Here is a 25,046-nt window from a genome sequence, read left to right as displayed (position 1 = left end):
TGGTCGGGTCGGGTCAGTGGGTCGGCGGCGCGCAGACGATGACGATGTCGGGTTCGGTCGGGTCGACCTCGGCGGTGAGCACCTGCCCCCGTCCGGTGAGCCGGAGCCGCACCGGTGCCGGATGTTCCGGGTCGTGGGGCACGCCGACGACCCGGAAGCGACCCGCCGGGTCGGTCCGCGTCGCGTACGGCTGGCCGACGACCTCGACCCGCATCGCCGCGAGGGGCTGCTCGGCCGGGCCGACGACCCGCCCGTCGAAGGTCAGCATCTCCAGCTGCCGCAGCCGCAGCGGTCGCAGCACCGGTGCCGCCGGCTCGACCGGGTGGGTGACCTGCACCGGCACGTCGATGAGCAACGCCGGTCGGGGCGGTGTCCCGAACGCCGCCCACAGGGTCGGGTCGCCGGCTTCCAGCACCAGCGTGCGGCTGGCCGTGGCGGTCGCCGCGACGAGCACCCGGTCCAGGACGGCAAGGGCCTCCGGACCGCCGGCTGCCAGCAGGTAACGCACGGTCAGCCGGTACGGCTCGGGGCCGCCGCTGCCCCGGGTCTGCCGGGCCGGCCGTAGTTCCAGTGGCCACAGGGTCAACCGGCCCGGATCGGCGTTGGAGCTGGGCGGACCGACCGGGACGGCGTCACCCGCCGCCCCGGCCAGCCATGCCACCAGCTCGGCGGTGGCGGTGGCGATCGGACCGGTGTCGGTCATCGCGGCGGTGTCCCCTGGATCCGGTACGCGATGGCCTCGTTCCACACGTGCGGGTAGACACCGATCTCGAAGTACCGGGTGAAGCGGTTGATCGGCGCACCGGCGTGGTCGTGGTACAGCAGCCAGACCGGCGCGATGGTGAACAGCACGTAGTTGGCCACGACCAGCGGGATGTACAGCGGACCGAGCAGCCGGGCCTGGAAGATGTGCACGTCCTCGTGCCGCTGGATGCCGGGACCGGAGCCGGCGCAGACCGTGCCGAGGGTGGTGGCGTAGCGGGGGGAGACTCCCTCGACCACGTTCACCCGGCAGCTGTGCCGGGAGGTGGCCCGGTCCAGCGAGTGACCGCCGACCAGGTGCAGCGCCAGGTAGATCGCGCCCACGAGGGTGTTCAGCAGGCTCCAGGTGTGGTCGACGACGAAGAGGAACACACCCCGGGGGCTGGCCGCGTACACCTCGGCGGCGGCCACGGCCCAGCCGAAGACCGCACCGACCAGCAGACCGATGCCCGCGCCGATGAGCAGCCCGACGCTGCCGCCGACGAGCTGGCCGAGCACGGCGCCCGCGGCGACGTGGACGGCGGCGCTGAGAATTCCGAAGACCATGACCGGCTCCTCTCAGGCCCAGGAGCGGATGAACCGGGGCTCGTTGCCCTGGGCCAGCTGGATCGGCGTCGCCTGCCGGTTGCCGGGAGGCAACTGGTTGATGCCCAGCGCGGCGGAGAAGATGACCAGACCGTTGAAGAACGCGATGATCCACTTCTCGGCGCCCGCGTCGGTGGCGAACGCCGCGGTGAGGTACGACAGCGCGAGCGCGATGCCCAGCGCGATCCACTTGCGGGCCTTGTCGGCGCTCGGGCCGATGAGTCCCCCGATGACATTGGTGGTGAGCAGCGTCGCGGCGCTGGCGCCGGTGAGGCTGCCCAGAGCCGCCCAGGTGAAGAGATCGTTCATCGCCGATCTCCCTTCGGTGTTGCGGTGCTGCGGGGTGGGGTGAGGTGAGATGCCGTTCGCGGAGGCGGGCGGCATGCCGGCTGTCAGCCGGCGCCCGGCGGACCGGGATTCGTGGCGGCCGACGTGGGGCCGGCTGCCGGCGTGGGGCCAATGCCCGGCGGCGCCGGCGTGGGGCCGGCGGTCTCCGGCGTCGAACCCTCGGTGCGGGAGCGGCGGAGCAGGATCGCGACCAGCACCACGACGAGCAGTAGGGCGACCGTGCCGGCGACCACCAGCAGCCAGGGAAACCCGCCCCCGGAGTCCGTTCCGGCGGCCGTGGACGGTCGGGGGGGAGCCTCGGCGACGGCGCGCAGCTCGGCGGGCTTCTGCTCGTTGCGCTTGACCCGCCAGGTGACCGTCCGGTCGTTGACCTGACCGCCGGTGCTCGCGTCCAGGACCCGTCCGGGGAACGTCACGGCGATCTCGAACGACATCAGCAACATGAATCGTTCTTGATTCTGTGGATCCTGCTCGGCCACTTTTCCGCCGTACTTCTTCGGATCCAGCGGAAGGGTGAACACGTAGCGGTCGCCGTCGCGGACGATGCTCAGGCTCTCGCTGTCGAATTGGTTCAGTGGAACGTTTCGGTAGTTGATCAGAGAACCGAAGTGGGTGTCGTCCTCGTATCGGGTCTCGGAGCCGGCGGGCAGCGCCGGGATGTTCTGCCGGAGTTCGGCGAAGCCCGTCTCGACCGGCCTGTTGTTCAAGGTCAACACGTTCCGCTCGGCCGTCAGCAGGAGTTGGCCGCTGACCGTGTCGTCGGCGTTGACGGTCAGCCCGGCGTTGAGTTGCATGCAGCCGGAAAGGGCCGCCGCCAGCACGAGGCACACCGCGCCGCGGAGTGTCCTCATGCGCCCGAGACCCGAATTCATGGGCTCAGTGTGTGCTCTTGCCGTCCGAGCCATCAGTCAGCGATCAGTCACATGCCAGTCGCCGATCTTACCGGGAGTCCGTCACATTCGGCCGAGGTCGCGAAGGGAGGAAATCGATAATCTAAAAGGTTGACCGCAATTTGTCCGAGAACGGAGCACGGCGCGCCCGTACACTCCCGGCACCGCGGAGGTCCTGGCCCGCTTCCTGGCCTCGCCGGAGTACTCCCGACTCACCGCGCTGGCCGCGACCGGATGACGGCCCTCGTCGGGGAGACGTCAGACGGGCCGTGGTGGGTGCCAGTCGGCGTGGCGGGCCATTCCCCGCAGCGCCGTCCCGCTCGGCGTCAGGCGCAGCACCGTGTTGCGTAGCGCGATGGCCGCCGGGTGTCGCAACTCCTGCCCGAACCGGGCGGTGCGGGCGGCCGCGCGGGCGATGGCCCGGGTGCGTGGCCGGCGCAGTCGGTCGTACGCCTGTAGTGCCGCCGGGATGTCGGCGGCCGGACCGGCGAGAGCACCCAGGGTGACGGCGTCCTCGATCGCCTGGCAGGCACCCTGCCCGAGGTGGGGAGTCATGGCGTGCGCCGCGTCGCCGAGCAGGACCACCCGGCCCCGTGCGTGGTGGGGAGGCGGGCTGGCCAGGTGGTACAGGTCGTTGCGGAGCACGTCCTCGGGTCGGGTGGCGGCGAGCAGCGCCGGTACGGGGTCGTGCCAGTGGCCGAAGCGCTCGCGCACCTCGGCCAGTTCGTCGTCGGCGTGTCCGCCGGCCGGGGCGACGGTCGCCGCGTACCAGTAGACCTGTCCGTCGCCGAGCGGGACCATGCCGAACTCGCTGCCCGGCCCCCAGCTGACCGCCGCGGGGACCGGCTCGTCGAAGGCGATCGCCGCGCGCCAGGCCGTCGAACCGGTGTACGCCGGCGGTGGGGTGTCCGGCCAGAGCCGGGTACGCAGCGCGCTGCGCAGCCCGTCGGCGCCGACCACCAGGTCGGCGCGCATCTCGGCCGGCTCGCCGTCGTGGTGGTAGTGCACTACGCCGCTGGTCGGATCCGCGTCCCGCACGGTGCAACCGGTCCACAGCACGTCGGCCGGCAGCGCCTCGCGTAGCGTCCGGTGCAGGGTGCCCCGGTGTACGCCCAGCGCCGTGGTGCCGAGCCTGCGTTCCAGTTCCGCGGCGTCCACCCGCGACAGCCAGCGGCCGTTCCAGCTGCGCAGCCCGCCGGTGGCCCCGTCGCGTCCCGACCGGCGTACCTCGGCACCGAGGCCGAGCGCGTCCAGCCCGCGCACCGCGTTCGCCATCAGGGTGATGCCGGCACCGACCTCGCGCGGCTCGGGGGCCCGTTCCAGCACCGTGACCCGCCAGCCCCGCCGGTGCAGTGCGAGGGCGGCGGCCAGTCCGCCGATGCCCGCCCCGGCCACAACCGCATGACTCTCCGCCACGGTGATCCGCCTCTCCTGCGTGTCCTCGTCGACCCGGCGCCGACCCCTGACGGCTCAGGCGCTGGCGCGCAGGACCAGTGTCGAGGGGAAGACCGTCGGTGTCGCCGCCGGTCGCTGTTCGAGCACCAGGGTCGCCGCCGCCGTGGCGATGCGCCGCACCGGGTGGCTGGCCGTGGTCAGGGCGGCGGTCGAGGCCAACGGGATGTCGTCGAAACCGGTCACGGCCACGTCGTCGGGAACCCGGACCCCGTCAGCGCGCAGCCGGCCGATCACCCCCAGCGCGGTCGCGTCGCTGATCCCGACGATCGCGTCGGTGTCCGGCCAGTGCCGCAGCACCTCCCCGGCGGCCGCGCGTCCCCGGGCCGCGCTGAAGTCACCGACCACCTCCCGGGCCGGTAGGCCGGCCTCGCGCAGCAGGCTGCGGTACGCCTCCACGGAGCGGTTGGCGCAGGGCAGCCAGCGGGGACCGGTCACCATGGCGATCCGCCGCCGGCCGGTCGCGAGCAGGTGGCGGACGATGGCGGAGGTGCCGCCACCGTTGTCGATGTCCACCGACGGCACCGCCGCCGAGCCGATCCCGATCGACACGACCCGACCGCGCAGCCGGCGTGGCACCAGGTCCAGCAGTGCCGTGGTGGTGTTGAGCAGGACGAGACCGGCCACGCCCCGGTCGTCGGTCAGCCTGGTCAGGTGCTCCGGCGCGTCCAGGGGCAGCCACTGCACCGCGACCCCCATGCTGTACGGCGCGCAGACCCTCGCCACGGCGGCCACGAACTGGTCGACGTAGCTGTCTTCCAGCACGTCCGGGCTGGCTCCGGCCACCGCCACCAGCAGCCGTACGCCGGAACCGTGCACCAGCGCGCGGGCCGCCGGGTTGGGTACGTAGCCGAGGAGGTCGGCGGCGGTGCGGACCCGTTCCCGTGCCATCGGTGACGCGAAGCCGGTACCCGCGATGACCCGCGACGCTGTCGAGCGGGACACGCCAGCGAGCCGGGCCACGTCGTCCAGGGTCGCCGGTCGGTGTGGTGCCGTAGTCATGATCTTCTCCCCGTTCCTGTCGCCCGCCCCGGCTGCCCGGGCGCCACCTGCATCATGCCCCGCCCGAGGGCTGGCGGTAAGGACCGGTGATGGATTGTGGTGGTAGCGCTTCCAGGTGTGTGATGTGCCAGCGCCCGAGGAGAGGACCGGAACGTACGTGGACCCCGTCGTCACCACCCCCGTAACACCGCCGGCCCGGCCCGGCCCGTCCCGCGCCGTGTTGGCCGCCCGCAACGGGGTGGCGGTCGTGTTCGCGCTCAACGGACTGGCCGTCGCCAGCTGGTTCGCCAGAGTGCCGGCGGTTCGTGACGGCCTCGGCCTCAGCCCGGGCCGGCTGGGCCTGCTCCTGCTTGCCATGTCGCTCGGGGCGATCCTCGCCATGCCGACCGCCGGCCTGGTCGCCCAGCGCCTGGGTGCCGCCCGCACGGTGGCGCTGTCCACCCTGGTGGTCGCGCTCGGGTTGACCATCACCGGGGTCTCGGCCGGCGTCGCCGGGTGGTTGCCCGGGGTCGCGCTGGGCCTGTTCGCGCTCGGCTACGGCTCCGGCAGCTGCGACGTCGCGATGAACATCGAGGGTGCGGCCGTCGAGCGGCGGCTCGGCTGGACCGTGATGCCGCGCTTCCACGCCGCCTGGAGCCTCGGCTCGGTGGCCGGTGCCGGCCTCGGCGCGGGGGCCGCCCGACTGGGGGTCCCGGTCGCCGGGCACCTGGGTGTGATGGCGGCCCTGGTGCTCGGTGGCACGCTGCTCGGGGCGCGGGCGTTCCTGTCGGCCGAGCCGGAGGCCGACGGTGCGCCGGCCGGGCACCGCAGTCGGCTGCTGGCCGCCTGGCGGGAGCCGCGTACCCTGCTCATCGGCCTCTTGGTGCTGGCGGCAGCCTTCGCCGAGGGCAGCGCCAACGACTGGCTCGCGGTGGCCTTCATCGACGGCTACGGCTTCACCGAGGCGGCCGGCGCGGCGGTCTTCGGCGTCTTCGTGGTGGGCATGACGCTGGGCCGCACCGTCGGCACGCTGGCCCTGGACCGCTGGGGACGCGGGCCGGTGCTGACCACGACCATCCTGCTCGCCGTGGTCGGCGCCGGTCTGGCGGTGCTCGCCGGCTCGGGACCGGTGGCGGTGGTCGGCGTCGCGTTGTGGGGGATCGGCGCCTCGCTCGGCTTCCCGGTCGGGATGAGCGCCGCCGCCGACGAGGAGGAGCACGCCCACGTACGGGTCAGCGTGGTCGCGGTGATCGGCTACACGGCGTTTCTCGCCGGGCCGCCGCTGCTCGGCCTGCTCGGTGACCACGTGGGCACGCTGCGGGCGCTGCTGGTGGTGCCGCTGCTCCTGCTGCCGACCCTCCTGCTGGTCCCCGCGGCCCGTCCGCCCGCCACGGCGACGGGGCCGGCGGGATCAACGAACCCAGACGCGTAACGGGCCGATGCTCCGGAAGCCGTGACGTAGCGCCGGCGCGAGATCGGCATCCTGCTCGTAGCCGACGAGATGCCGATCCGCGCCGGCCGCGCACACCGCGGCCCACACCTGCTCCGGTGGGACGCCGCGCGCGAAGACGTTGCTGACGCCCACCACCTCGCCCCGGTCGTGCAACACCGCACCGCCGGCCCAGCCGCCGTGACCGTCGGCCAGACCGAGGATCCGCACCCGGGGGTCGGCCAACAGGGCGGGACGGAAGATCGCACCGCCGCCCTGGGCCCGCGCCCAGCCGGTCAGGCCGTCGGCGGTGACGACGGTCACCAGGGGCCCACCATCGACCGGTCCGCCCGGCGGCCGGTGCAGCCACCGCGCCTCGAACAGCACCCGAAAGCCGTGCCCGGTGAGATCCAGGTCGGCGTAGCTGTCCTTGACCGACGCCCCCGGTCCGGCGTCGATGCGGCGCAGCAGGTCCGTACCGACGCCGGGCCGCAGGGTCACCGCATCCGGGTGGAACGGGGGCGGACGGCGTGGCACCGACCAGCCGTCGGCGTCGCGGGACCCGCGTAGGCCGTGCGTGGCGCAGATCAGGTCACACCAGGCGGCGTTCTCCTGGACCGCCGAGTGGATCATTGGGAGAGCGTACCGCGCAGGGGTCTCCCACCTGGCTCACAGGGTTCTGCCAGGTGACGGTGCTGCACTGGGAGGCACGCCGAGGAGAGGAGCCGGGCATGGGCTGGTTCAGCCGGCGGCCAAAAGCCGCGCAGGGCACCCCGACGAAACTCGACCGCGAGGCGACTCCGGAGGACCTCGCCGCGCTTGAGCAGTTCGCCACCAGCCGGCAGGGGGTGGAGTTCTACCTGGAGCCGGAGACCACCGCCACCGACACCACGGTGATGGCCATCGCCCACGACGGCGAGTGGATTCGCCGCCGCACCGGCACCCCACGTGCCGCCGGCGCCATGGCCCGCAAGCACGCGATCCCGCTCTACGAGGCCGCCAAGGTCGGATACCCGGAACGGATGCGGGCCTGGAACCGGGCCCATCCGGAGCGCCGCGCCCGCTGAGCCGTCGGGCTGCGCCGGCTCAGCCGGCTACCGCCTCCCGCGCCTCGGCGAGGGTCAGCGGCGGGCTGTGGCTGGACACGTACCAGCCGATGTCGTCGTCGAGCAGTCTGCGGACCAGTGCGAGATCCGGTTCGTCCGCCGGGGTACGCAGGTGCGCCGGCGGCGGGTACCAGCTGTCACCGAGCAGCATGACCCCGGAGTCGGGCACCACTATCACCGTCGAGTCCGGAGCGTGCCGGCCGCCGACGTGGCGGGCCAGCACGCCGGTGGGCAACTCCACCTCGTCGGTGAAGACACGGGTGGGCGGCAGGACCGTCAGCTCCTCCCACGAGTCGACGGCGAGCGCGCGGGCCCGGAAGCTCGGCCCGAGCCGCGGGTTCCGTCGCACCTCCTCGCGCAGGTATCGGACGCTCCACGGCCGGGCGGCCTCCGCGCGTAGCAGTTCCGCACCGCGGGCGTGCCCGACGATCTCGACGTCGGGCCAGGCGCAGGCGCCCCAGACGTGGTCCCAGTGGTGGTGGGTGTAGACCAGCCAGCGCGGCGCCGGCAGGCCGGCGGTGAGCAACGCGTCCTGGATCTCGCGGGCGTGCGACGGGCTCTGCCCGGCGTCGACCAGCACACTGCCCCGCTCGTCGGCGATGACCGCGACGCCGGCCTGCACCAGCTCCGGATCGGAGTCGCCCGGACAGAGCCAGACCCGCCCCGCGAGGTGTTCGAGCTGAACCACCACAGCACCCTAGCGAAGGATCAGCGGACGGCGACGACCGCGGCGTCGGCGCCGCCGCGCCACAGGGTGCCGGTCTCGGCGAAGCCGGCGTCGGTGAGGGCGGCGAGATGCCAGGAGATCGGGGGTGTCCATTCCGGGCTGTGCCCGGACGGGTAGATGGCGTGACGTTGCCGCACGAGCGGAGCCAGCGTCGGGTCCTGCTCCGCCTGTTGCCACCACTGCGACCAGGACAGGGCGGCGCCGGCGGCGTACCGGGCCGTCCGTTGCTCCTCGGCGCGGGCGAGCAGGCGCTTGGTCAACTCGGGCAGGCCATCGTCGGGCATGTGGTCGGCGTTGACGAACAGGCCGCCCGGCCGCAGCAGGTCGCGGATCTCCGTGTACAGGGTGGCCAGCCGGTCGGCCGGCAGCCAGTGCAACGCGGTGGCGGTGAGCACCGCGTCGTAGCGCCGGTGCGGCAGGGTGGTCGACCAGTCCGGCCGGCTGAGATCGGCGGTCACGATGGTGGCCCGGTCGGCGAGCGAGGCCGTGGCGAGGGCGAGCAGCGCGGGGTCGAGGTCGACCAGCGTGACCTCGGCGTCGGGGAAGCGGCGCAACGCGCGCAGCGAGATGGTGCCGGTGCCGCCGGCCAGGTCGAGCAGCCGAAGGGGTGCCGCCTCGTGGACGGCGTGGACCGCGTCGAGCATGGCGGCGAAGCGGTGTTCCCGGTCCGGCAGGTACGCCTCCTGCTGACGGTCCCAGCTCTCCTGCCACGCCCCGGCGTTATTCAGGTAAGGACTCATGGCGAGCACGCTAGTTACTGTCCGGCCCGCGTGTCCAGCCCTTGTTGCAAGTCTTTTGCAACTGCGAGAGAATTGCGGGGCGATGATCGGGTCGGGGCGGACCGGGAAGCCGGTCCGCCCCGGTCGCGTACCGGTTCGTCCGAGCCGGACTCGCCTGTGGCGAGCCTGGCCGGTCCGCCGTCGAGCGGCGATGCCATGATGTCCGTGGCGAGGGGCGAGGCACCCGGCCGGAACGGACTGGAAGCACGTGGAACCGCAGCGCACCGCCGCGCACGAGATGTTCGACGCCGATGTGGCGTCCAACCGGCTCGGCATCGAACTGGTCAGCGCCGTCGACGGCAGCGCGGTGGCCCGGATGCGGATCACCGACGGCATGGTCAACGGGCACCGCATCGCCCATGGCGGATTCGTGTTCCTGCTGGCCGACACGGCCTTCGCGCTGGCCTGCAACAGTCACGGTCCGGTCACCGTCGCCGCCGGTGCCGACATCACCTTCATCCGCCCGGCCCGCGAGGGAGACGTGCTGGTGGCCCGGGCCAGCGAGCGCACCCGGTACGGCCGCAGCGGAATCTACGACGTCACCGTGAGCCGCGACGGTGGGGAGGTGGTCGCGGAGTTCCGTGGACAGAGCCGGGTGCTGCGGTCGGCACCCGCGTCGGGCGACCACCCACCGCGGGCGGGGGGACCGGCCGGACCGCCGTCCGCCTCCGGGCAGGGCTGACGTCGCCGGCCCGAACGAGGGCCGTGCGCGCCGAGCCGGAATCGTCGTGGCGTTCGGGCACCATGTTCCGATGGGACACGTCGTGCTCTTCCATTCCGTGTACGGGCGGCGACCGGCCGTGCTGGAGGCCGCCGATCGGCTGCGCGCCGCCGGGCATCAGGTGCACGCGCCCGACCTGTACGGTGTGCCCGCCGTCGACTCCGTGGCGGACGGGTTCGCCCTGCTGGAGCGCATCGGCCAGCAGACCGTCCTGGACCGGGCCCGCGCGGCGCTCGACGGCCTGCCGCCCGACACCGTGCTCGCCGGCTTCTCGATGGGGGCGGGGGTGGCGGGTGCGATGCTGGGCGAGCGCCCCGACACCGCCGGTCTGTTGCTGCTGCACGGCACCGGCGGATCCGCCGGTGCCGTCCGTCCCGGTCTCCGGGTGCAGCTGCACCTGGCCGATCCCGACAGCTACGACCCGCCCGAGGAGGTCGAGCAGTGGCGGAGGGAGATGACCCGGGCCGGAGCGGCACTCGTGGTGCACCGCTATTCCGGCGCGGGGCACCTCTTCACCGATCCGACCGTCGCCGACCACGACCCGGTCGCCGCTGAGTTGGCGTGGGACCGGGTCCTGGCCTTTCTGGCGCACCGTTGACCCGGCCGTCGGTCGCGCGACTGCGGCGCAGGCCGGGCGGTCCGGTACCAGTCGGTCCGGGCGCGTACCGGTTGTCCGGGTGACGGGATCGGCCCGCCCGATGAAGACGGCGCGCACCGACCGCGGCAGCCGGGCACCGGCGACCTGCCGCACCACCGGGTCGGCGACGTCGTAGCCGCCGGTAGGCAGCGCCACCAGCAGACCGGTGCCGGTCAGGGTGGCCAATTCCGTCGCCGCCCGCGCCCGCGGCCAGCCCAGGACGCGGGCCAGCTCCGCGACGGTGCGGCCCGGCGCGAGCGCGGCCGCCATCAGCACGGCCCTCGCGCCACCGTCGAGACGGTCCAGCCGGGCCTCGATGATCCGGCGGACACTCTCCGGCACGGGCAGCTGTCCAAGCTCGCCCGCGGTGAGCGCACGCACGTAGGCCACGGCCCGTCCGGGGTTGCCACCGGCCAGCGGAATCAGCCGCGCCGCCAGCCCGCTGGGCTGTCCGGCCCGACGCAGCAGCCGGCGCAGCAGTCGGCCGGTGGTGATCGCGTCCAGCGGAGGCAGCCGCAGCCGGGCCACCCGCTGGCCGGGGTCGCTCGGGTCCCGGGTGCCGGTGGCGACCAGCACCAACGGCAGACCACGCCGGTCGGCCAGCTCGACGAGGGCTTCCAGGTGACGGCGCAGCTCCGGGGCGGCACGATCGAGATCGTCAATGGCCACCACCACCGGCTGCCGCCGCGCCAGGCTCAGCAGCACCTCCCGCCAGTAGGTCACCGCGCCGACCTGAGCCGGGTCGGCGGCCACCCCGAGCAGCGCGTCCACCGTGCTCAGAGCGGGTGCCAGCCGGTCGGCGGGTACCCGTCCCGCCAGGGCGTCGGCGAGCTGGCGGCGTACCGTCTCGGGATCGTCGGTGACGCGGGCCCGGGCCAGCCCGCGGACCAGGTCCGCGAAGGGCGCCAACGGCCCCTCCGGGTACGGCGGGCAGGCCGCCGGGCACCAACGCACCGGGACGCCGTCCACCGTACGGGTGGTCCGGAGCAGCTCGCGCAGCAGCCGACTGCGCCCGCTGCCGGGCGGACCGAGGAGCAGCACCCGGCGCTCACCGCGTCCGCGTACCGCCTCGGCGAGGTGCTCCCGGGCGGCGGCCAGCTCCCGTCGACGGCCGACCAGCGGGAGGTCGTGCCGCCGCGGTCGGGTCCGCACGGTTCCGGTGGCGTGCCAGACGTCGACCGGCAGCGCCTTGCCGGCCACCGTCACCGCCGGTACCGGGTGCTGCGCGATCAGCCCGAGGACGGCCCGGTGCGTGGCCGGGCAGAGCGCCACCCCGCCGGGCGGGGCATGCTCCTGGAGACGGGCGGCGAGGGTGATGACGGCACCGCTGGCTACGCCGTGCCCGCCGTCGTGGGCGACCGCGAGGTCCACCACAGCCTCCCCGGTGGCGACGCCGACCCGGACCTGCAGCCCGGGTGCCGGGCCGAGCGGGTGGCGGTCCAGCGCCCGCTGGATCTCCAGCCCGGCGCGTACCGCACGGTACGCCTCCCACCCGTCGGCGCGGCGCGCTCCGAACAGGGCCATCACGGCATCGCCGATGTACTTCTCCACCGCGCCGCCCCACTGTCGCAGCACCCGCGCGACCGTGCCGAAGTACGCCCGTTGCAGGTCGCGGACATCCTCCGGGTCGAGCTGGTCGACCAGCCGGGTCGACCCGACGATGTCGACGAAGAGGACCGTGACGGTCCGCCGCTCCTCCGACACGGGCCAACGCGTCCGCCATTCGGCTACATGACCAGCGACAACAGACATGGGCATGGAGATCGCACCTGCCTCTCCCCCCGTGCGTGCCGACGATGTCCGGAGCCTGTCACCGCCGGTCCGACGGCGGATCGGCAGAACGACGTATGTCGGCCGGACGCAACCTTTGGTCGCAATGTCGACGCGATGAGTAGGAGAGGGGCGAGGTGGCTGTAGAACGCGGACGGACCCTGTGACTAGGCTGCGAGCCATGGCCAGCGACGTGGACACCACACCGCTCGTGGGTCGGGACGACCTGGTGGCGACGGTACGTTCCGCGCTGCTCGACGACGTCACGTCGGGGCACACGGCGGCGGTGTTCCTGACCGGTGAGAGCGGGGTCGGCAAGACCCGCCTGCTGCGCGAGGTCGGCGACCGGCTGGGCGACGGGGGTGCTCTGGTACTCACCGGGTCCTGTCTGGACATCGGCGACGCCTCGCCGCTGCACCCGCTGCGGCAGGCGCTGCGCCGCCTGGACGCCGACCTCGCCCCGCCGGCCGCGGCGTCGGTCCGCTCGTTGCTCGGGGTGTTCGCCGAGGACCGGGCCGGCCCCGACGGCGCGGGCGCGTTGCTGGAGCGCGTCTCCCGTGGGCTGAGTGTGATCGCCGGTGGCCGCCCGCTGGTGCTGGTGCTGGACGATCTGCAGTGGGTCGACCGGACCACCCGCCAACTGCTGCTCTATCTGCTCGCCGGGCTCGGCGATCTGCAACTGTCGGTGCTGGCGGCGGTGCGGTCGGAGTCGTTGCAGGGGGCGCATCCGCTGCGTCGGGTGCTCACGGAGCTGCGCCGGCTGCGCTCGGTGCGGGTGCTCGACCTGGCCCCGCTGGACCGGGCCGGCACCGAGGCGTTGGCCGCCGCCGTGATGCGTCGACCGCTGGCTGCCGAGGCGGCCGAGCAGCTGTGGCAGCGCAGCGGCGGCAACCCGTTCGTGGTGGAGGAACTCTCCCGGGACCTACGCGACGGCCGCGACGGGCTCTCCGACACCCTCCGCGAGGTCTTCCTGGCCCGGGTGGACGCGCTGCCCCAGCCGGCCCACCGCGCCGTGCACGCGGTCGCCGCCGGAGTGGAACCGGTGGAGCACTGGCTGCTCGCTCAGGTGGTCGGCCTGCCGGAGCACGATCTGCTCGACGCGGTCCGGGCGGCGGTGGCCCATCGGCTGCTGGTCGGCTCCGACGACGGCTACCGGCTACGCCACCGCCTCGTGGCCGAGGTGCTTGAGGACGAGCTGCTGCCGGCCGAACGGGCGGTGCTGCACCGCCGCTACGCCGAGGCGTTGACCTCGGCGCCGGGCGAGTTGCAGCAGGCCCGGTTGGCCCACCACTGGCGCCTGGCCGGGGAGCCGGAGCGGGCGCTGCCGGCGGCGGTGGCCGCCGCCGAGGAGGCGGAGCGGCTGTACGGCTACGCCGAGGCGCACCGGCACTGGTCGGTGGCGGTGCAGTCGGCCGAGGGGCTGCCCGGTGTCGACCGGGCCTCGCTGCTCGGGCGCGCGGCCGAGGCGGCCCACCACTGTGGTGAGTACGCCCGGGCGTTGACCCTGTTGGAGGAACTGGCCGGCACCGACACCGCCCCTCCGGCCTGTGAGCTGCACATCCGGCGGGCCCGCTACCTGGCCGCCGCCGGCCGTTCGGCGCTGGCCGAGGTGGAGTACGAGCAGGCGCTCGCCGCCGCCGACTGCACACCCGTGCAGCGGGCCACCGCCGCCGCCCGGCTGGCGGAACTGCTGCTGCAGCTCGGCCGGTACGCCGAGGCGGGCCAGCGTGCGCGGGAGGCGCTGGCCCTGGCCGAGCAGGTGGACGGGGCGACCACCGAGGTGGTGCTGGCCAGCGCCGCGCTCGGCTTCTCCGAGGCATGCCTGGAGGATCCGGACACGGGCCTGACGGTGCTGCGCCGGGCGCTGGCCACCGCCGAGCGGGCCGGCCGTCCGGAGGACGTCGCGCTGGCCTACCTGCATCTGGCCGAGTTGCTGACCGGGCCGCTGAACATTCTCGAGGAGGGGGTGGTGGTCGCCCGCCGAGGCGCCGAGCGGGTCGCCGAGCTCGGGTTGGGCCGTTCCTACGAGACCCGGCTGCTGGCCATCGCCACCAATGGACTGTTCCGGGTGGGGCAGTGGGCCGAGGCGGAAAAGGTGGTCGCGACGGCGCTGCGGCACCGGCCCTCCGGCGCCGACGCCGTCGAGCTGCTGCTGGCCCGCTGCCGGTTGTCGGTCGGCTACGGCGACATCGAGGCGGCCGATCGGGACCTGGACGCGGTGGCGACCATTCTGGCCGGTGGCGGTGCCCGGCACGTCATTCCGCTGCTCACCCTGCGCGCCGGGCTGGCCATGTGGCAGGGGCGGCACGACGTGGCCCGGCACGCCGTACAGCGTGGTCTGACCGAGACCCGCTCCGACGACCTGGTCATTCTCGCGGTGCTGGTCTGGCACGGTCTGCGCGCCGAGGCGGAGGCCCACGCCAGCCGTACCGTCGCCGTCGACGACAACGCGGTGCGCCGGCTGCGCGAGATCGCCGACCGGGTGGCGTCGCGCAGCGAGCGGGCTGCCCGGCCGGTGCGCTACGTGGTCGACGGGTACCTGGCGTTGTGCGCCGCCGAGGTGAGCCGACTCGACGGGGCGGACCCGGAGTTGTGGGCGCGGGCGGCGGCGGAGTGGGATCACCGCAACCATCCGTACCCGGCGGCGTACTCGCGGTTGCGTCAGGCCGAGGCGTTGCTGGCCAGCCGTCGCAAGGCCGCCACCGCCGGGAAGCTGCTGCGCCAGGCGTACCAGATGGCGCAGGCGCTCGGCGCGGTGCCGTTGACCGACGAGATCCGTACGCTCGCCGGGCGGGCCCGGGTCGCGCTGGAGGAGCGCGGTCCGGTGGGGGTGCCGACGCCCGACGGATCCGGCGAGGAACTGGCCGCACTGACCGCCCGGGAGCGCGAGGTGCTGGCCGCGGTGGCCGAAGGGTTGACCAACAAGGAGATCGGCCAGCGGCTGTTCATCAGCGAGCGGACCATCGGCGTCCACGTGTCGCACATCTTCGACAAGCTCCAGGTGCGTACCCGGGTCCAGGCCAGCGCCATCTTCCTGCGTAGTCGGGCGTAGGTGTCGGATACGTCGTTCTACTGATGTCCACGGGGGTGGACCCCTGAAAGGCTGTGCCCGGCGTCGCAACGGCACGACGACGCCGACGAACTGCCTGGAGGGGACATGAGCGAGCACCGCGAGCGGATCATCGGGTTCAACGCTGTGGTGCCTCATGCCGGCACGTGGCGCGGCGGAGTTTCGGCATGAGCGGGTGTGACGACCTGGTCTGGGGGCCGGTCCACCGGGACATCGTCGACCTGCTCGCCGATCACCCGACCGACGTGCCCGCCGTCGTCGACCACCTGACCAAGCTGCAGGACATGCTGGTCCGCCTGCCTCCGCTGCTGGACAGTTGCCCGCTGGCCGACTTCAACAAGCTCTACCTGACCATCACCACCAGCGTGCTCGACGGGCTGTACGCCGACCGGTTCGTCGACCCGGTCTTCCTGTCCCGGCTGGACGTCGAGTTCGCGGCCCGCTACTTCGACGCGTTGCGGATGTGGAGCGACTCCAGCCCGAGCACGCCGCGGGCCTGGGCGTGCCTGTTCGAGCGGATGCGGGGGCCGGACGCCCGCCCACTGCCCTCGGCGGCGGCCGGGGTCAACGCGCACATCAACTTCGACCTGCCGTTCGCGCTGGTCACCACGTTCGACCACCTGGAGTCCGAGCCGGTCGACGGCAGCGACCAGCACCGGGACTATCTGGAGATCAACAAGATCTTCGCCGACAAGATCCCCGGCCTGCGCCGGGGTTACCTGGAGCAGTGGCAACTGCTCATCGACATGCTCAACGGCGACATCGACGACTGGTACCAGGGCGAGCTGATCGGTTACACGCGCGATGTCGCCTGGCGCAACGCGCAGCGGATCTGGCGGTGCCGGCACGACCCGCACCAGCATGAGCGCGAGCGCAGGCGGCTCGACGACACGGCCGCCGCGCTCGGTCGGTTGCTGCTGTCGCCCCTCGGGGCGTTCCTGCAGTAGCCGGGACGGGGGGTCCCCGCGCTCCGTCACCGCGGGGCGCGGGGGCATCCGACCCGCCCGGGCGGAATCCGCCCGGATCATGGCCACGGGGGACCACGGGGAGCAGGGGGGACCACGGGGATCACGGGGGGACCACGGGGGACTGGTGGGGGACCACGGGGGGAAGCAGGGGCCGGCCGGCCCGGGGGGTGTCGGCCGGCCCCTGCGGGGTACGCCGCGGCCATGACCGCTGTGTCCCGGCGCCGTCCTGCCGCCCGGCCGCGACCGCGCCCTGCCGCGCCACCCCGCCCCGCGCGCCCGGGAGACCGCGCCGGCCGGGGAGCCCGGGGATGACCGGCCAGGTTTTCCAGTTCCGCTTCGATCCGCGGTTCCGCCGGCCGCTGGCGCTGATCGGCGTCCGGCCCTCCACCGCCTGGGCCCGGGTCGACGCCCACGATCTCGTGGTCCGCTTCGGGCCGTGGTGCCTGCGTACCGAGCGGGACAACGTGGCCGGCGTGGAGACCGGGGGTCCGTACCGCTGGTGGCGGGCGATCGGCCCGCATCTGTCGGGTGCCGACATGGGGGTCACCTTCGGCACCACCACGACCGCCGGGCTCTGCGTCCGATTCACTCGACCGGTGCCCGCCCTGCTACCCGGCGGGTGGCCGCGCCATCCCGGGATGACGGTCACCGTGGCCGATCCCGCCGCCCTGGCCCGGGTGCTGACCGCACCGGACGGCGGCTGACCGGGACGAGCTTCCAGGCCAGCACCGACGGCCTGTTCGACGACGGCGAGGCGGGGCATGGGGGACGGGACGAGAGCGCGACGGGGTCGGGAACGCCGCCGCCCGGCATCCGGGACACCGGAGCCGGCGCTGCGCGCCGCGCGGGATCCGACGCGCAAGGGCGAACGCGCGGGACGGGTGGTCACCGTGCCCGAACGGGTGGCGGTCCCGACCGGGCCGGTGGCACCGGAGAGCCGACTGCGTCGGTGGCTGTTCCTCCACCGGGTCCAACCGGTGGGACCGGAGACCGCCGAGGGACAGGCCCGGTCGCACGCCTGGTGGCGGGTGATGTGCCTGACCGGCGTCGACTACTTCTCCACCCTGTCCTACCTGCCGGGCATCGCCGCCCTGGCCGCAGGTGCGTTGTCTCCGGTGGCGACGCTGCTGATCGTGGCGTTGACCCTGTTCGGGATGTTGCCCATGTACCGGCGGGTGGCCCGGGACAGCCCGCACGGCCAGGGATCGGTGGCCATGCTGGAGCGGCTCCTGCCGTTCTGGCGCGGCAAGATCTTCGTGCTGATCCTGCTCGGTTTCGTCGCCACGTCGTGGATCGTCACGATCACCCTGTCCTCGGCCGACGCCACCGTGCACGTGTTGCAGAACCCGTACCTGCCGGAGGCGTTCGCCGGCACCGGCGTCGCGGTCGCGGTGACCGTGGTGCTGCTGCTGATCCTGGGTGGGGTGTTCCTGCTCGGCTTCCGGGAGGCGGTGGCGGTGGCCGTGCCGCTGGTGGTCGCCTTCCTCGGGCTGAACGCGGTGATCGTGGGCGTGTCGCTGGTGGAACTGGCCGGTGACTCCCGTCCGCTGGCGGACTGGACCACGGCGCTGACCGCGGGTGGCGGGCCGGGGCAGGTGGCGCTGACCGCAGCGCTGGCGTTTCCGCTGCTGGTGCTGGGACTGTCCGGCTTCGAGACCGGGGTCAGCATGATGCCTCTGGTGGCGGGGGAGGGACCGGACACGCAGGCCCGGCTGGCCGCACGGATCCGCAACACCCGGCGGCTGCTCACCGCCGCCGCGTCGATCATGTCGGTCTACCTGCTCTCGACCACCTTCGTCACCGCGGTGCTCATTCCGCCCGAGGCGTTCGCCCCGGGCGGGCCCGCCAACGGGCGGGCGCTGGCGTATCTCGCCCACGAGCACGTCGGCGAGGCGTTCGGCACCGCGTACGACGTGAGCAGCGTGCTGATCCTCTGGTTCGCCGGTGCGTCGGCGATGGCCGGGCTGATCAACATCGTGCCGCGCTACCTGCCGTCGTACGGCATGGCACCGGAATGGGCGCGGGCGGTGCGCCCGGTCGTGATCGTCTACACGCTGGTCTGCATCGTGCTGACCGTCGTGTTCCGCGCCGACGTCGACGCGCAGGCGGGGGCGTACGCCACCGGGATCCTGGCGATGATGGTCTCGGCGGCGATCGCGGTGGCCATCGCCGCCGCCGGCCGCCGGCAACGCGGTGTCGCCGCCGGGTTCACGGTGCTCACCCTGGTGCTGCTGTACGCCCTGGTGGAGAACGTCATCGCGAAACCGGACGGGATCGCCATCTCCGGGCTGTTCATCCTCGGCATCATCGCCGTCTCACTGGTGTCCCGGGTGACCCGGACCACGGAGCTGCGGGCGGAGCGGGTCGAGTTCGACGAGACGGCGCGGCGGTTCGTCGCCGATTCGGTGGCCCACGACGGCCGGTTGCATCTGATCGCCAACAAACGGCACAGCGGCGCGGTCAAGGAGTACACCATCAAGGAACGCGCGCAGCGGGGCCTGAACCCGGTTCCGGGAGCGACGGACGTGCTCTTCCTGGAGATCGAGGTGGTCGATCCGTCCGGGTTCCGCCACGTGCTGCGGGTACGCGGAGTCGAGGTGGGTGGGTACCGGGTGTTGCGGGCCAGCAGCCCGGCGGCACCGAACGCGATCGCGGCGATCCTGCTGGCGTTGCGGGACGCCACCGGCGTCCGCCCGCACGCCCACTTCGAGTGGTCGGAGGGGAATCCGATCGCCCACCTGCTGCGCTACCTCATTCTCGGGCGCGGGGACACCCCACCGGTGGTGCGGGAGATCCTGCGCAAGTCCGAGCCCGATCCCGCGCGCCGGCCCGGCATCCACGTCGGCGGCTGAGTGCCGCAGGCGCGGTCTCGCCCCTCGTGAGTAGATGTGAAGCCGAAAGACTTACTCGTTCACTTATGCCGGATTTGCGTCATGTGTCGCCGTACGGTGGCCTCTGGTGGCTGAGGTGATGTCAGCCACTCCGCGCCCGATTTCCGGGTGCGGCCGTGTTTCCCCATGCACGAGAGGCAGGAACGCTGATGTCCACGTACCAAGGGAGCCGTGGGTCGGGCCGACCCGGTCGGCGGTCCCGGTGGTTGCTGGCCGGTGGCCTGGTGGCGGGCAGCCTGGTGGCCGGGGCGGCCGGCCTGACCGCCGTCACCGCCTCGGCCGCCGACCGTGACCCCGCGGCACCGCAACCGGGCCAGCCCGCCGCGATGTATCAGGATGACGTGCCCGGGATCGACGAGACGCCGCAACACCGGGGGAAGGACCGGAAACGGCCCGAATGGCGGCACGACGCCGACGCGTCCGGCGACGCGGCCGGTCACCGTGGACGACCGTCGAACCCGCCCGACGATGCGGCCGGTCGCCGTGGGCGGCCGTCGACGGCCAAGGTCCTTCCCGTGCCCTGCGACTCGGGCGGGCTGATCGCGGCGCTGGTGCGGGCGAACGCCGAGGGCGGTGCCACCCTGCGGCTGGCGGAGAAGTGCACCTACACCCTGACCCACGCCTTCCAGCAGCCCGACGACTACGACGGCGGTATCCGTGACGCCCGGGACGCCAACGACGCCGCCGAGAACCCCGGCGACGCCGAGGCGCCCCCGCGCAACCCCGCCGACGACAAGGCCGGACTGCCGGTGATCTATCACGGGATCACCATCGAGGGCTCCGGCGCGAGCATCGTCCGGGGTCTCGACACCCCTGACTTCCGCTTCTTCACCGTCCGCGACGGTGGCGAGCTGACCCTGCGCGACGTCACCCTGCGCAACGGCCGCTCGACCGGCGAGGGCGGCAGCATCCACGTCGTCCACGGCGCGACGGCGGTCGTCGAACGGGTCACCGTCATCGGCAGCACCTCGACCTCGGTGGAGGGCGGCGGCGGCATCTTCAACGACGGCAACCTCCAGATCAGCGACAGCAAGCTGATCGGCAACCGGGCCGCCGGCACCCAGGGCAAGGGCGGGGGCCTGCTCAACGGTGGCGTCATGACCATGCACCGCACCGAGTTCCGGCACAACAGCGCCGTCGCCTACGGCGGTGGTCTGGCCAACTTCCGGGCCGCCGGAGACGTCTACTCCTCCACCTTCGTACGCAACAACGCGGCACAGGGTGGCGGGCTGGCCAGCTTCTCCGCGCGTACCAAGGTCTTCGACACCGCCGTGGTCGGCAACAGCGCGGAGACCGGCGGCGGCCTGGCCGTCTCCGACGCGGTGATGGTGCTGCGGCAGATGACCGTCCGGGACAACGTGGCCACCGTCAAGGGTGGCGGCATCTCCACCTTCCAGGGCCTGCTGCCGCTGGACGACAGCGTGGTCAGCGGCAACACCACGCGTGGCAACGGCGGCGGCATCTACGCGGAGAAGTCCAACCTGCTGGTGCGGGGCAGCGACGTCGGGGGCAACGCCGCCGTCGGCAAGCGGTCGCAGGGTGCCGGGCTGTTCGTGACGGCCGGCTCGGCCTCGCTCTACCGCAGCCGGGTGGCCGACAACCAGTCCACCGTCAAGGCCGGCGGGATCCACGCCGAGCGGGCCCGGGTCAAGATCGACGATGAGACCGCCGTCATCGAGAACAACCCGACCAACTGCGAGGGAAGCAAGGTGCCGGTGGCGCACTGCTTCCGCTGACCGCCTCGACCGTGGCCCGAGCCCGAAGCCGGCACGGGCCACGGTCGTGCGTCACCGGGGTCACTGGGAGGGCTGCGGCAGCTCGCAGTCGACCTTCGGGTTGGCGCCCACGTAGTTCAGCGGTCCGGCGGCGATGGTCACCAGGATCGTGCCGACCTCAGCGCAGTTGGTCTCCTCGTCGCTGTAGTAGCCGCGCTGACCGGCGGCGATAGCACCGATGACCAGCCAGATGACGACGAGGACTCCGAATATCGACGTGCCACGCATGGCTTCCTCCACGGTTCGGGGGTGGGTTGCAAGGTTTGGGGCCTTGTACCCAACCGTGTCCAACGGCTAACGGCGGCCGACGCGGACCTACGGCGGCGCGGGTGCCTCCGGCGGTCGGTTGCGGCTGCGGCGGAAGTCGTCGAGCGCCACTGCGGTGAGGACCAGCAGGGCGGCGAGCGACGCGGTCAGCGGCGGAAGGAACAGCACCGCGGGCGCCGCGGTCAGCAGGGCCACCACGCCGCCGGGTCGCGACGGCGAGACCCGGTTGAACACCTCGCGCTCGAAGATGGCGCGGCCGACCAGGAACAGGGCGGGGCCGCCCAGGATGACCGCCGCCCAGGCGGGCGGGGTACGCCGGGGCAGTTCGTGCAGCACCAGCTCGAAGCCGGCCGCGGTGGTGACCACCCCGGCGACCATCAGCAGGTGGAGATACGGGGCAGTCCTGACAAAGCGGTTCGGTTCCTTGGAGACCTGGATGGCCAGGGGTAGCAGTTCCCCGGACCTGTGCACGTAGATCCGCCACAGCAGCAGGGTCGTGGCGAAGGCCAGTACCATGCCGACGGCGTGCTCCGCCTCCGAGTGTTCCTGGCTGTAGGCCATGCCGGTGACCAGGATCGCATCACCCAGGGCGATGGTGTAGAACTGCTGGTACCGCTCGGCGAGGTGCTCTGCGGTCACCCGCAACAGGGCGGGCGGGACGGTGCCGAGCCCGGGCACCGGGTAGGCCAGCCGGAGCCCGAGATAGTCGATCCCCAGGGCGAGCAGCCACAGCACCATCCGGGCGTCGTCGGAGACGAACGCGCCGACGAGCCAGGGCACCGACGAGACGGAGAACCAGCAGAAGACGCGCGCCGCGCGGCGCTGGATCTGTCGGTCGCCGCGGACCAGCGGGATGAGGAACAGCCCGCGTCCGAGATGGATGGCGACGTAAGCGCCGGCGAAGACCAGTCCCCGGTCGCCGAAGGCCTTGGGGATGGCGGTGGTCATCAGCAGCACACCGAACATCACCGTGACGATCAGGGCCTTGATCTCGGTGCGCGCGGGGTCGTACAGATCGGTGATGAGGGACGTGATGACCCAGGTCCACCACACGGCGGCCAGCAGGATCAGCGCCTGCCCCGCCTGGTGCCAGGTGATGTCCTCGGCCAGGCCGCGCGAGATGAGCGCCAGCGCGACGACGTAGACCAGATCGAAGAACAGCTCCAGCAGGGTGACCCGACGGGGCGAGGCCGCGCTGCGGGTCGGTGGCTGCCGTGGGCGTTCCGGCTCCGACTGGGCGAACGGCACGGACGGCTCCCGGCTGCCGGCGACGGTTCGGTGGACCGGCGTGGCCGACCCAGTGCGGTGTCCAGGAACGTTGGCGGTGTCCCGCCTGGGCCCGGCGCGGCACGGTGAACGTTTCTGGCCACCCACCAGCGACCGTAACCGGGTCGCCGGGCCGGCTCGGGCCGTTGCCGACGCCGGTCACCGGAACGGTGTACACCGGACCGGTGTGCACCGGTGGCCGCCGGCGCGGGGCCGTTGGGTGTCCCGCGGCCGGCGGCCCTGGTTTGTCAGGCCTCGCTGTCGGCCTGGCCGGCCAACACCTTCGCCTGCTGGGGCCAGGTCACCAGGCTGGCCGTGGCACGCAGCCCGGCGCTCTTGATGGTCTCCCGCAGCGTGGCCTCGTCCAGCTCGGCCAACTGCCGGTAGGTGCGGATGCCCGCGCTGTGCAACGCCGCGGCCATCTTCGGCCCGACCCCCTGAATACGCCGGAAGTCGTCGGTGGCGGCGGCCACCGGCTCGGTGGCCGCGACCGGCTCCGGCGCCGCGACCGGCTCCGGCGCCGCGACCGGCTCCGGCGCCGCGACCGGCTCCGGCGCCGCGACCGGCTCGGGTGCGGCGTCGGCGTTCGGGCGAACCGGCGGGGTGGCGACCGCCGGACGCGGCGCCGCGGTCGCGTCCGCCGCCGGTCCGTCGAGGACGGTGGCCGGCTCGACGTCAGCCGCGACCGGTTCGGCGGGCAGCGTCGCCGCGACTGGGGCAGCGGTCACCGGCTCCTCGCCGGTGACGGGGGTCGACTCGACATCGGCGGCCGGCTCGGTCACCGCCGGTGCGGTGTCATTGTCCGTCGGTGCGGCGGTGACTTCGGCGGCCGTCGGTTCGGACGCCACGGTCGCCGGCTCGGCCGGGGCGGTGGCCGTCTCGGTCACGGTGGTCGCCGGGGCCGAATCGTTCGCCTCGGTGGTCACGCCGCTCACCGGGCCGGCCGTCGGCGGTTCCTCCCGCCGGCCGCGCAGCAGCATCCAGCCCACCGCCAGCCCTGCCAGCAGCGCCACGAGCAGTATCAGCCAGTTCCCGAAGGACTCGCCCACGGTAACCCTCCCTGAGGTTCACGTCCGGATCGTCGCGAGAAAAACTCGCCGCAGCTTCGCACACGCGCGGCCGGGACGACAGGCAGCCCAGGTAACAGTCCGTACGCGACGGGCGGAGGCTACGGCAGGTGTCCGTCACGGGACGGACGGTGCGGTACGAGTGGACGCGCCGCGACCCCGGCGCCGGGTCGGCCGCCGGGGTCGCGTCGAGCCTGGATCAGTCCTGCTCACCTCGGTAGGTGTAGAAGTCGTCGACGAACTTTCGCCGCAGGCGCGGAACCCGGCTGGTGACCCGGAAGTATCCCCGGGCACCGAGCAGCGCGAGGCGTCCGAAGACCGGCTGGTACATGCGGTCGTCGCCGTTGGTGCCGCTGCGTCCCAGCGAGTCGGCGACCCGGGCGAAGCCGTACGGCACCATGGCCGCCTCGTAGTCGGCGACCGCCTGCACCAGGGTCTTCTCGCCGGCGTCGGCGAGGATCAGCTGTCGCCGCAGCAGGTTCGCGTCGCGCAGCGCGGTGTTGGCCCCCACGCCCCGTCCCGGTGTCATGGTGTGGATCGCGTCGCCGAGGAGGGTGACCGTGCTGCTCTTCCAGGGCGGTACCGGCTCCGAGGTGGACACCCGGATCGGCAGGGCGCTGTCCGGGTCCGCGAGGCTGAGTAGTTCCCGCAGGTGAGGATGCCAGTTCGCGGTCAGCTCCAAGGCCACCTGGATCAGCTCGGTACCCCGGCGTCGCATCACGTCCGAGGGGAACCGGCGCGCGGTGCTCCACACCACCAGGTTGATGTTGTCGCGGGTGGGGTCGTGACGCAGCCCCGGCCAGTTGCCGAGCAGCGCCGCGTCGACCGAGCTGGTCTCCGGTTTCAGGCGGCCGTCGCGGTCCCACTTGAACTCCATCACGTGCAGCACGCCCATCACCCCGCCGGTGCCGAAGATCAGCGAGATGCCCCGCTGCACGCTCTCCGGCAGCAGCGACCGGGTGTGCTCGGTGAGCGGTACCCGGGTGGCGATGTTGACGGTGCCGGCGTCCCGGATGACGGCGTGCGGCAGGTACTGGCGGCGGACCGCCGAATGCGTGCCGTCCGCCGCCACGAGCAGGTCACCGGTGGCGGTGCCGCCGTCGGCGAAGTGGGCGGTGACCGTGCCGTCGTCGTGTTGCTCGTACCGGGTGAAGGTCCGGTCGAAGTGAACCACGTCCTCGAGACCGGTCAGCAGCACCTGGCGCAGCGTCATCCGGGCCACGGACCGTTCCGTGTCGACCGGGTGGGTGTCCGGCCGCAGTGGGAAGGAGGCGGTGTGGCGCATCTTCTCGCTGAGCACGTTGAAGTAGCGGGGCGAGCGGGCGCAGGTGGCCAGATAGATCTCGAAGAGCTCCGGCGGCAGACAGTCACGCAGGGCCCGACTGCCGGTGGGGCCGATGCCCACCCGGTAGCCGAGCAGCCCTTCGCCCCTGGCGCGGTGCCGTTCGTAGACCGCCACGCTGATTCCGGCCCGACGTAGCCCCTGCGCCAGGCAGAGGCCGCCGGTGCCAGCGCCGATGACCAGGACATGCGGTGCTCGGGTCGCCACGGTCCC

At 73.1% G+C, this 25,046-nt stretch carries 21 protein-coding genes and 2 pseudogenes; 9 read left to right on the top strand and 14 right to left on the bottom strand.

The window, feature by feature from the left end:
* Positions 1-13 precede the first annotated feature (13 nt).
* The 6 genes from SM447_RS17105 to SM447_RS17080 all read right to left on the bottom strand — a co-directional run bounded on the left by SM447_RS17105 (position 14) and on the right by SM447_RS17080 (position 5,039).
* Entirely contained in the window at positions 14-703 is a 690-nt protein-coding gene (locus SM447_RS17105; protein ID WP_474573801.1) for a carboxypeptidase-like regulatory domain-containing protein, read from the bottom strand.
* A complete protein-coding gene (locus SM447_RS17100; RefSeq protein WP_474573800.1) occupies positions 700-1,308 on the bottom strand; it encodes a glycine zipper family protein in 609 nt (202 codons plus the stop codon). Before SM447_RS17100 ends, SM447_RS17105 begins: the two co-directional genes overlap by 4 nt.
* A 12-nt stretch (positions 1,309-1,320) precedes the next feature.
* Positions 1,321-1,656: a hypothetical protein gene (locus SM447_RS17095; RefSeq protein WP_164450182.1), complete on the bottom strand. Its 336-nt coding sequence runs from the start codon at positions 1,654-1,656 to the stop codon at positions 1,321-1,323.
* An 83-nt stretch (positions 1,657-1,739) separates the two neighbouring features.
* The gene (locus tag SM447_RS17090) at positions 1,740-2,546 is read right to left on the bottom strand and encodes an LppM family (lipo)protein (protein WP_474573799.1); all 807 of its coding nucleotides are present in this window, start codon (positions 2,544-2,546) and stop codon (positions 1,740-1,742) included.
* A gap of 297 nt (positions 2,547-2,843) precedes the next feature.
* On the bottom strand, positions 2,844-4,001 hold the full coding sequence (locus tag SM447_RS17085; protein WP_474573798.1) for an FAD-dependent oxidoreductase: 1,158 nt from the start codon (positions 3,999-4,001) through the stop codon (positions 2,844-2,846).
* Between the two features lie 54 nt (positions 4,002-4,055).
* Complete coding sequence (locus SM447_RS17080; protein ID WP_474573797.1) at positions 4,056-5,039, bottom strand: LacI family DNA-binding transcriptional regulator; 984 nt, start codon at positions 5,037-5,039, stop codon at positions 4,056-4,058.
* Positions 5,040-5,196: 157 nt separating this feature from the next.
* Here SM447_RS17080 and SM447_RS17075 point away from each other — a divergent pair, with 157 nt between their 5' ends.
* Entirely contained in the window at positions 5,197-6,450 is a 1,254-nt protein-coding gene (locus tag SM447_RS17075) for an MFS transporter (RefSeq protein WP_474573796.1), read from the top strand.
* On the opposite strand, the gene SM447_RS17070 is transcribed toward SM447_RS17075, so the two are convergent.
* Positions 6,430-7,080 carry a hypothetical protein gene (locus tag SM447_RS17070; protein WP_474573795.1) on the bottom strand — a complete coding sequence of 217 codons (651 nt, stop codon included), beginning with the start codon at positions 7,078-7,080 and terminating at the stop codon, positions 6,430-6,432. The two genes, SM447_RS17075 and SM447_RS17070, sit on opposite strands and share 21 nt — an antisense overlap.
* Before the next feature lie 98 nt (positions 7,081-7,178).
* On the opposite strand from SM447_RS17070, the gene SM447_RS17065 reads away from it, so the two are divergent.
* A complete protein-coding gene (locus tag SM447_RS17065; protein ID WP_474573934.1) occupies positions 7,179-7,514 on the top strand; it encodes a hypothetical protein in 336 nt (111 codons plus the stop codon).
* Positions 7,515-7,533: 19 nt separating this feature from the next.
* Here the strand turns inward: SM447_RS17065 and SM447_RS17060 are convergent, their stop codons facing one another.
* Together SM447_RS17060 and SM447_RS17055 are read right to left on the bottom strand one after the other, a co-directional pair.
* Complete coding sequence (locus tag SM447_RS17060; protein WP_474573794.1) at positions 7,534-8,241, bottom strand: MBL fold metallo-hydrolase; 708 nt, start codon at positions 8,239-8,241, stop codon at positions 7,534-7,536.
* A gap of 20 nt (positions 8,242-8,261) precedes the next feature.
* Entirely contained in the window at positions 8,262-9,020 is a 759-nt protein-coding gene (locus tag SM447_RS17055; RefSeq protein ID WP_474573793.1) for a methyltransferase domain-containing protein, read from the bottom strand.
* Positions 9,021-9,297: 277 nt separating this feature from the next.
* Between SM447_RS17055 and paaI the strand changes: the two are divergent.
* Positions 9,298-9,669 (top strand): annotated as a pseudogene (gene paaI, locus SM447_RS17050) (hydroxyphenylacetyl-CoA thioesterase PaaI); the annotation flags it as partial.
* A 142-nt stretch (positions 9,670-9,811) separates the two neighbouring features.
* The gene (locus SM447_RS17045; protein WP_474573933.1) at positions 9,812-10,378 is read left to right on the top strand and encodes a dienelactone hydrolase family protein; all 567 of its coding nucleotides are present in this window, start codon (positions 9,812-9,814) and stop codon (positions 10,376-10,378) included.
* 612 nt (positions 10,379-10,990) lie between these two features.
* Here the strand turns inward: SM447_RS17045 and SM447_RS17040 are convergent.
* A pseudogene (locus SM447_RS17040) lies at positions 10,991-12,169 on the bottom strand (adenylate/guanylate cyclase domain-containing protein); the annotation flags it as partial.
* Between the two features lie 199 nt (positions 12,170-12,368).
* Between SM447_RS17040 and SM447_RS17035 the strand changes: the two are divergent.
* The 5 genes from SM447_RS17035 to SM447_RS17015 all read left to right on the top strand — a co-directional run bounded on the left by SM447_RS17035 (position 12,369) and on the right by SM447_RS17015 (position 20,852).
* Positions 12,369-15,239, top strand: a complete 2,871-nt coding sequence (locus SM447_RS17035; RefSeq protein ID WP_474573792.1) for a helix-turn-helix transcriptional regulator — start codon at positions 12,369-12,371, stop codon at positions 15,237-15,239.
* Between the two features lie 185 nt (positions 15,240-15,424).
* A complete protein-coding gene (locus SM447_RS17030) occupies positions 15,425-16,204 on the top strand; it encodes a DUF5995 family protein (RefSeq protein WP_474573791.1) in 780 nt (259 codons plus the stop codon).
* A 329-nt stretch (positions 16,205-16,533) separates the two neighbouring features.
* Positions 16,534-16,929, top strand: coding sequence for a hypothetical protein (locus SM447_RS17025; protein ID WP_474573790.1), 396 nt, complete (start codon positions 16,534-16,536; stop codon positions 16,927-16,929).
* Between the two features lie 57 nt (positions 16,930-16,986).
* Entirely contained in the window at positions 16,987-19,077 is a 2,091-nt protein-coding gene (locus tag SM447_RS17020; protein WP_474573789.1) for an APC family permease, read from the top strand.
* Positions 19,078-19,265: 188 nt separating this feature from the next.
* The gene (locus tag SM447_RS17015) at positions 19,266-20,852 is read left to right on the top strand and encodes a hypothetical protein (protein ID WP_474573788.1); all 1,587 of its coding nucleotides are present in this window, start codon (positions 19,266-19,268) and stop codon (positions 20,850-20,852) included.
* A gap of 60 nt (positions 20,853-20,912) precedes the next feature.
* Here the strand turns inward: SM447_RS17015 and SM447_RS17010 are convergent, their stop codons facing one another.
* From SM447_RS17010 to SM447_RS16995, 4 genes are all read right to left on the bottom strand, one after another.
* Positions 20,913-21,119 (bottom strand): hypothetical protein, encoded by a 207-nt coding sequence (locus SM447_RS17010; protein ID WP_474573787.1) that lies wholly within the window; start codon positions 21,117-21,119, stop codon positions 20,913-20,915.
* A gap of 87 nt (positions 21,120-21,206) precedes the next feature.
* A complete protein-coding gene (locus SM447_RS17005; RefSeq protein ID WP_474573786.1) occupies positions 21,207-22,406 on the bottom strand; it encodes a low temperature requirement protein A in 1,200 nt (399 codons plus the stop codon).
* Positions 22,407-22,672: 266 nt separating this feature from the next.
* A complete protein-coding gene (locus SM447_RS17000; protein ID WP_474573785.1) occupies positions 22,673-23,473 on the bottom strand; it encodes a helix-hairpin-helix domain-containing protein in 801 nt (266 codons plus the stop codon).
* Positions 23,474-23,690: 217 nt separating this feature from the next.
* Positions 23,691-25,040, bottom strand: coding sequence for an FAD-dependent oxidoreductase (locus SM447_RS16995; protein WP_474573784.1), 1,350 nt, complete (start codon positions 25,038-25,040; stop codon positions 23,691-23,693).
* Positions 25,041-25,046 lie beyond the last annotated feature (6 nt).

The organism is Micromonospora aridisoli (assembly GCF_056150025.1).
Note: the sequence above shows the minus strand (reverse complement) of the source record. Positions and strands in the feature narration are given on the sequence as shown.

Coding starts and splice junctions, on each gene's coding strand:
- SM447_RS17105 (WP_474573801.1), bottom strand. CDS start 703: ATGACCGACACCGGTCCGATCGCCACCGCCACCGCCGAGCTGGTGGCA.
- SM447_RS17100 (WP_474573800.1), bottom strand. CDS start 1,308: ATGGTCTTCGGAATTCTCAGCGCCGCCGTCCACGTCGCCGCGGGCGCC.
- SM447_RS17095 (WP_164450182.1), bottom strand. CDS start 1,656: ATGAACGATCTCTTCACCTGGGCGGCTCTGGGCAGCCTCACCGGCGCC.
- SM447_RS17090 (WP_474573799.1), bottom strand. CDS start 2,546: ATGAGGACACTCCGCGGCGCGGTGTGCCTCGTGCTGGCGGCGGCCCTT.
- SM447_RS17080 (WP_474573797.1), bottom strand. CDS start 5,039: ATGACTACGGCACCACACCGACCGGCGACCCTGGACGACGTGGCCCGG.
- SM447_RS17070 (WP_474573795.1), bottom strand. CDS start 7,080: ATGATCCACTCGGCGGTCCAGGAGAACGCCGCCTGGTGTGACCTGATC.
- SM447_RS17065 (WP_474573934.1), top strand. CDS start 7,179: ATGGGCTGGTTCAGCCGGCGGCCAAAAGCCGCGCAGGGCACCCCGACG.
- SM447_RS17055 (WP_474573793.1), bottom strand. CDS start 9,020: ATGAGTCCTTACCTGAATAACGCCGGGGCGTGGCAGGAGAGCTGGGAC.
- SM447_RS17045 (WP_474573933.1), top strand. CDS start 9,812: ATGGGACACGTCGTGCTCTTCCATTCCGTGTACGGGCGGCGACCGGCC.
- SM447_RS17035 (WP_474573792.1), top strand. CDS start 12,369: ATGGCCAGCGACGTGGACACCACACCGCTCGTGGGTCGGGACGACCTG.
- SM447_RS17030 (WP_474573791.1), top strand. CDS start 15,425: ATGAGCGGGTGTGACGACCTGGTCTGGGGGCCGGTCCACCGGGACATC.
- SM447_RS17025 (WP_474573790.1), top strand. CDS start 16,534: ATGACCGGCCAGGTTTTCCAGTTCCGCTTCGATCCGCGGTTCCGCCGG.
- SM447_RS17020 (WP_474573789.1), top strand. CDS start 16,987: ATGGGGGACGGGACGAGAGCGCGACGGGGTCGGGAACGCCGCCGCCCG.
- SM447_RS17015 (WP_474573788.1), top strand. CDS start 19,266: ATGTCCACGTACCAAGGGAGCCGTGGGTCGGGCCGACCCGGTCGGCGG.
- SM447_RS17010 (WP_474573787.1), bottom strand. CDS start 21,119: ATGCGTGGCACGTCGATATTCGGAGTCCTCGTCGTCATCTGGCTGGTC.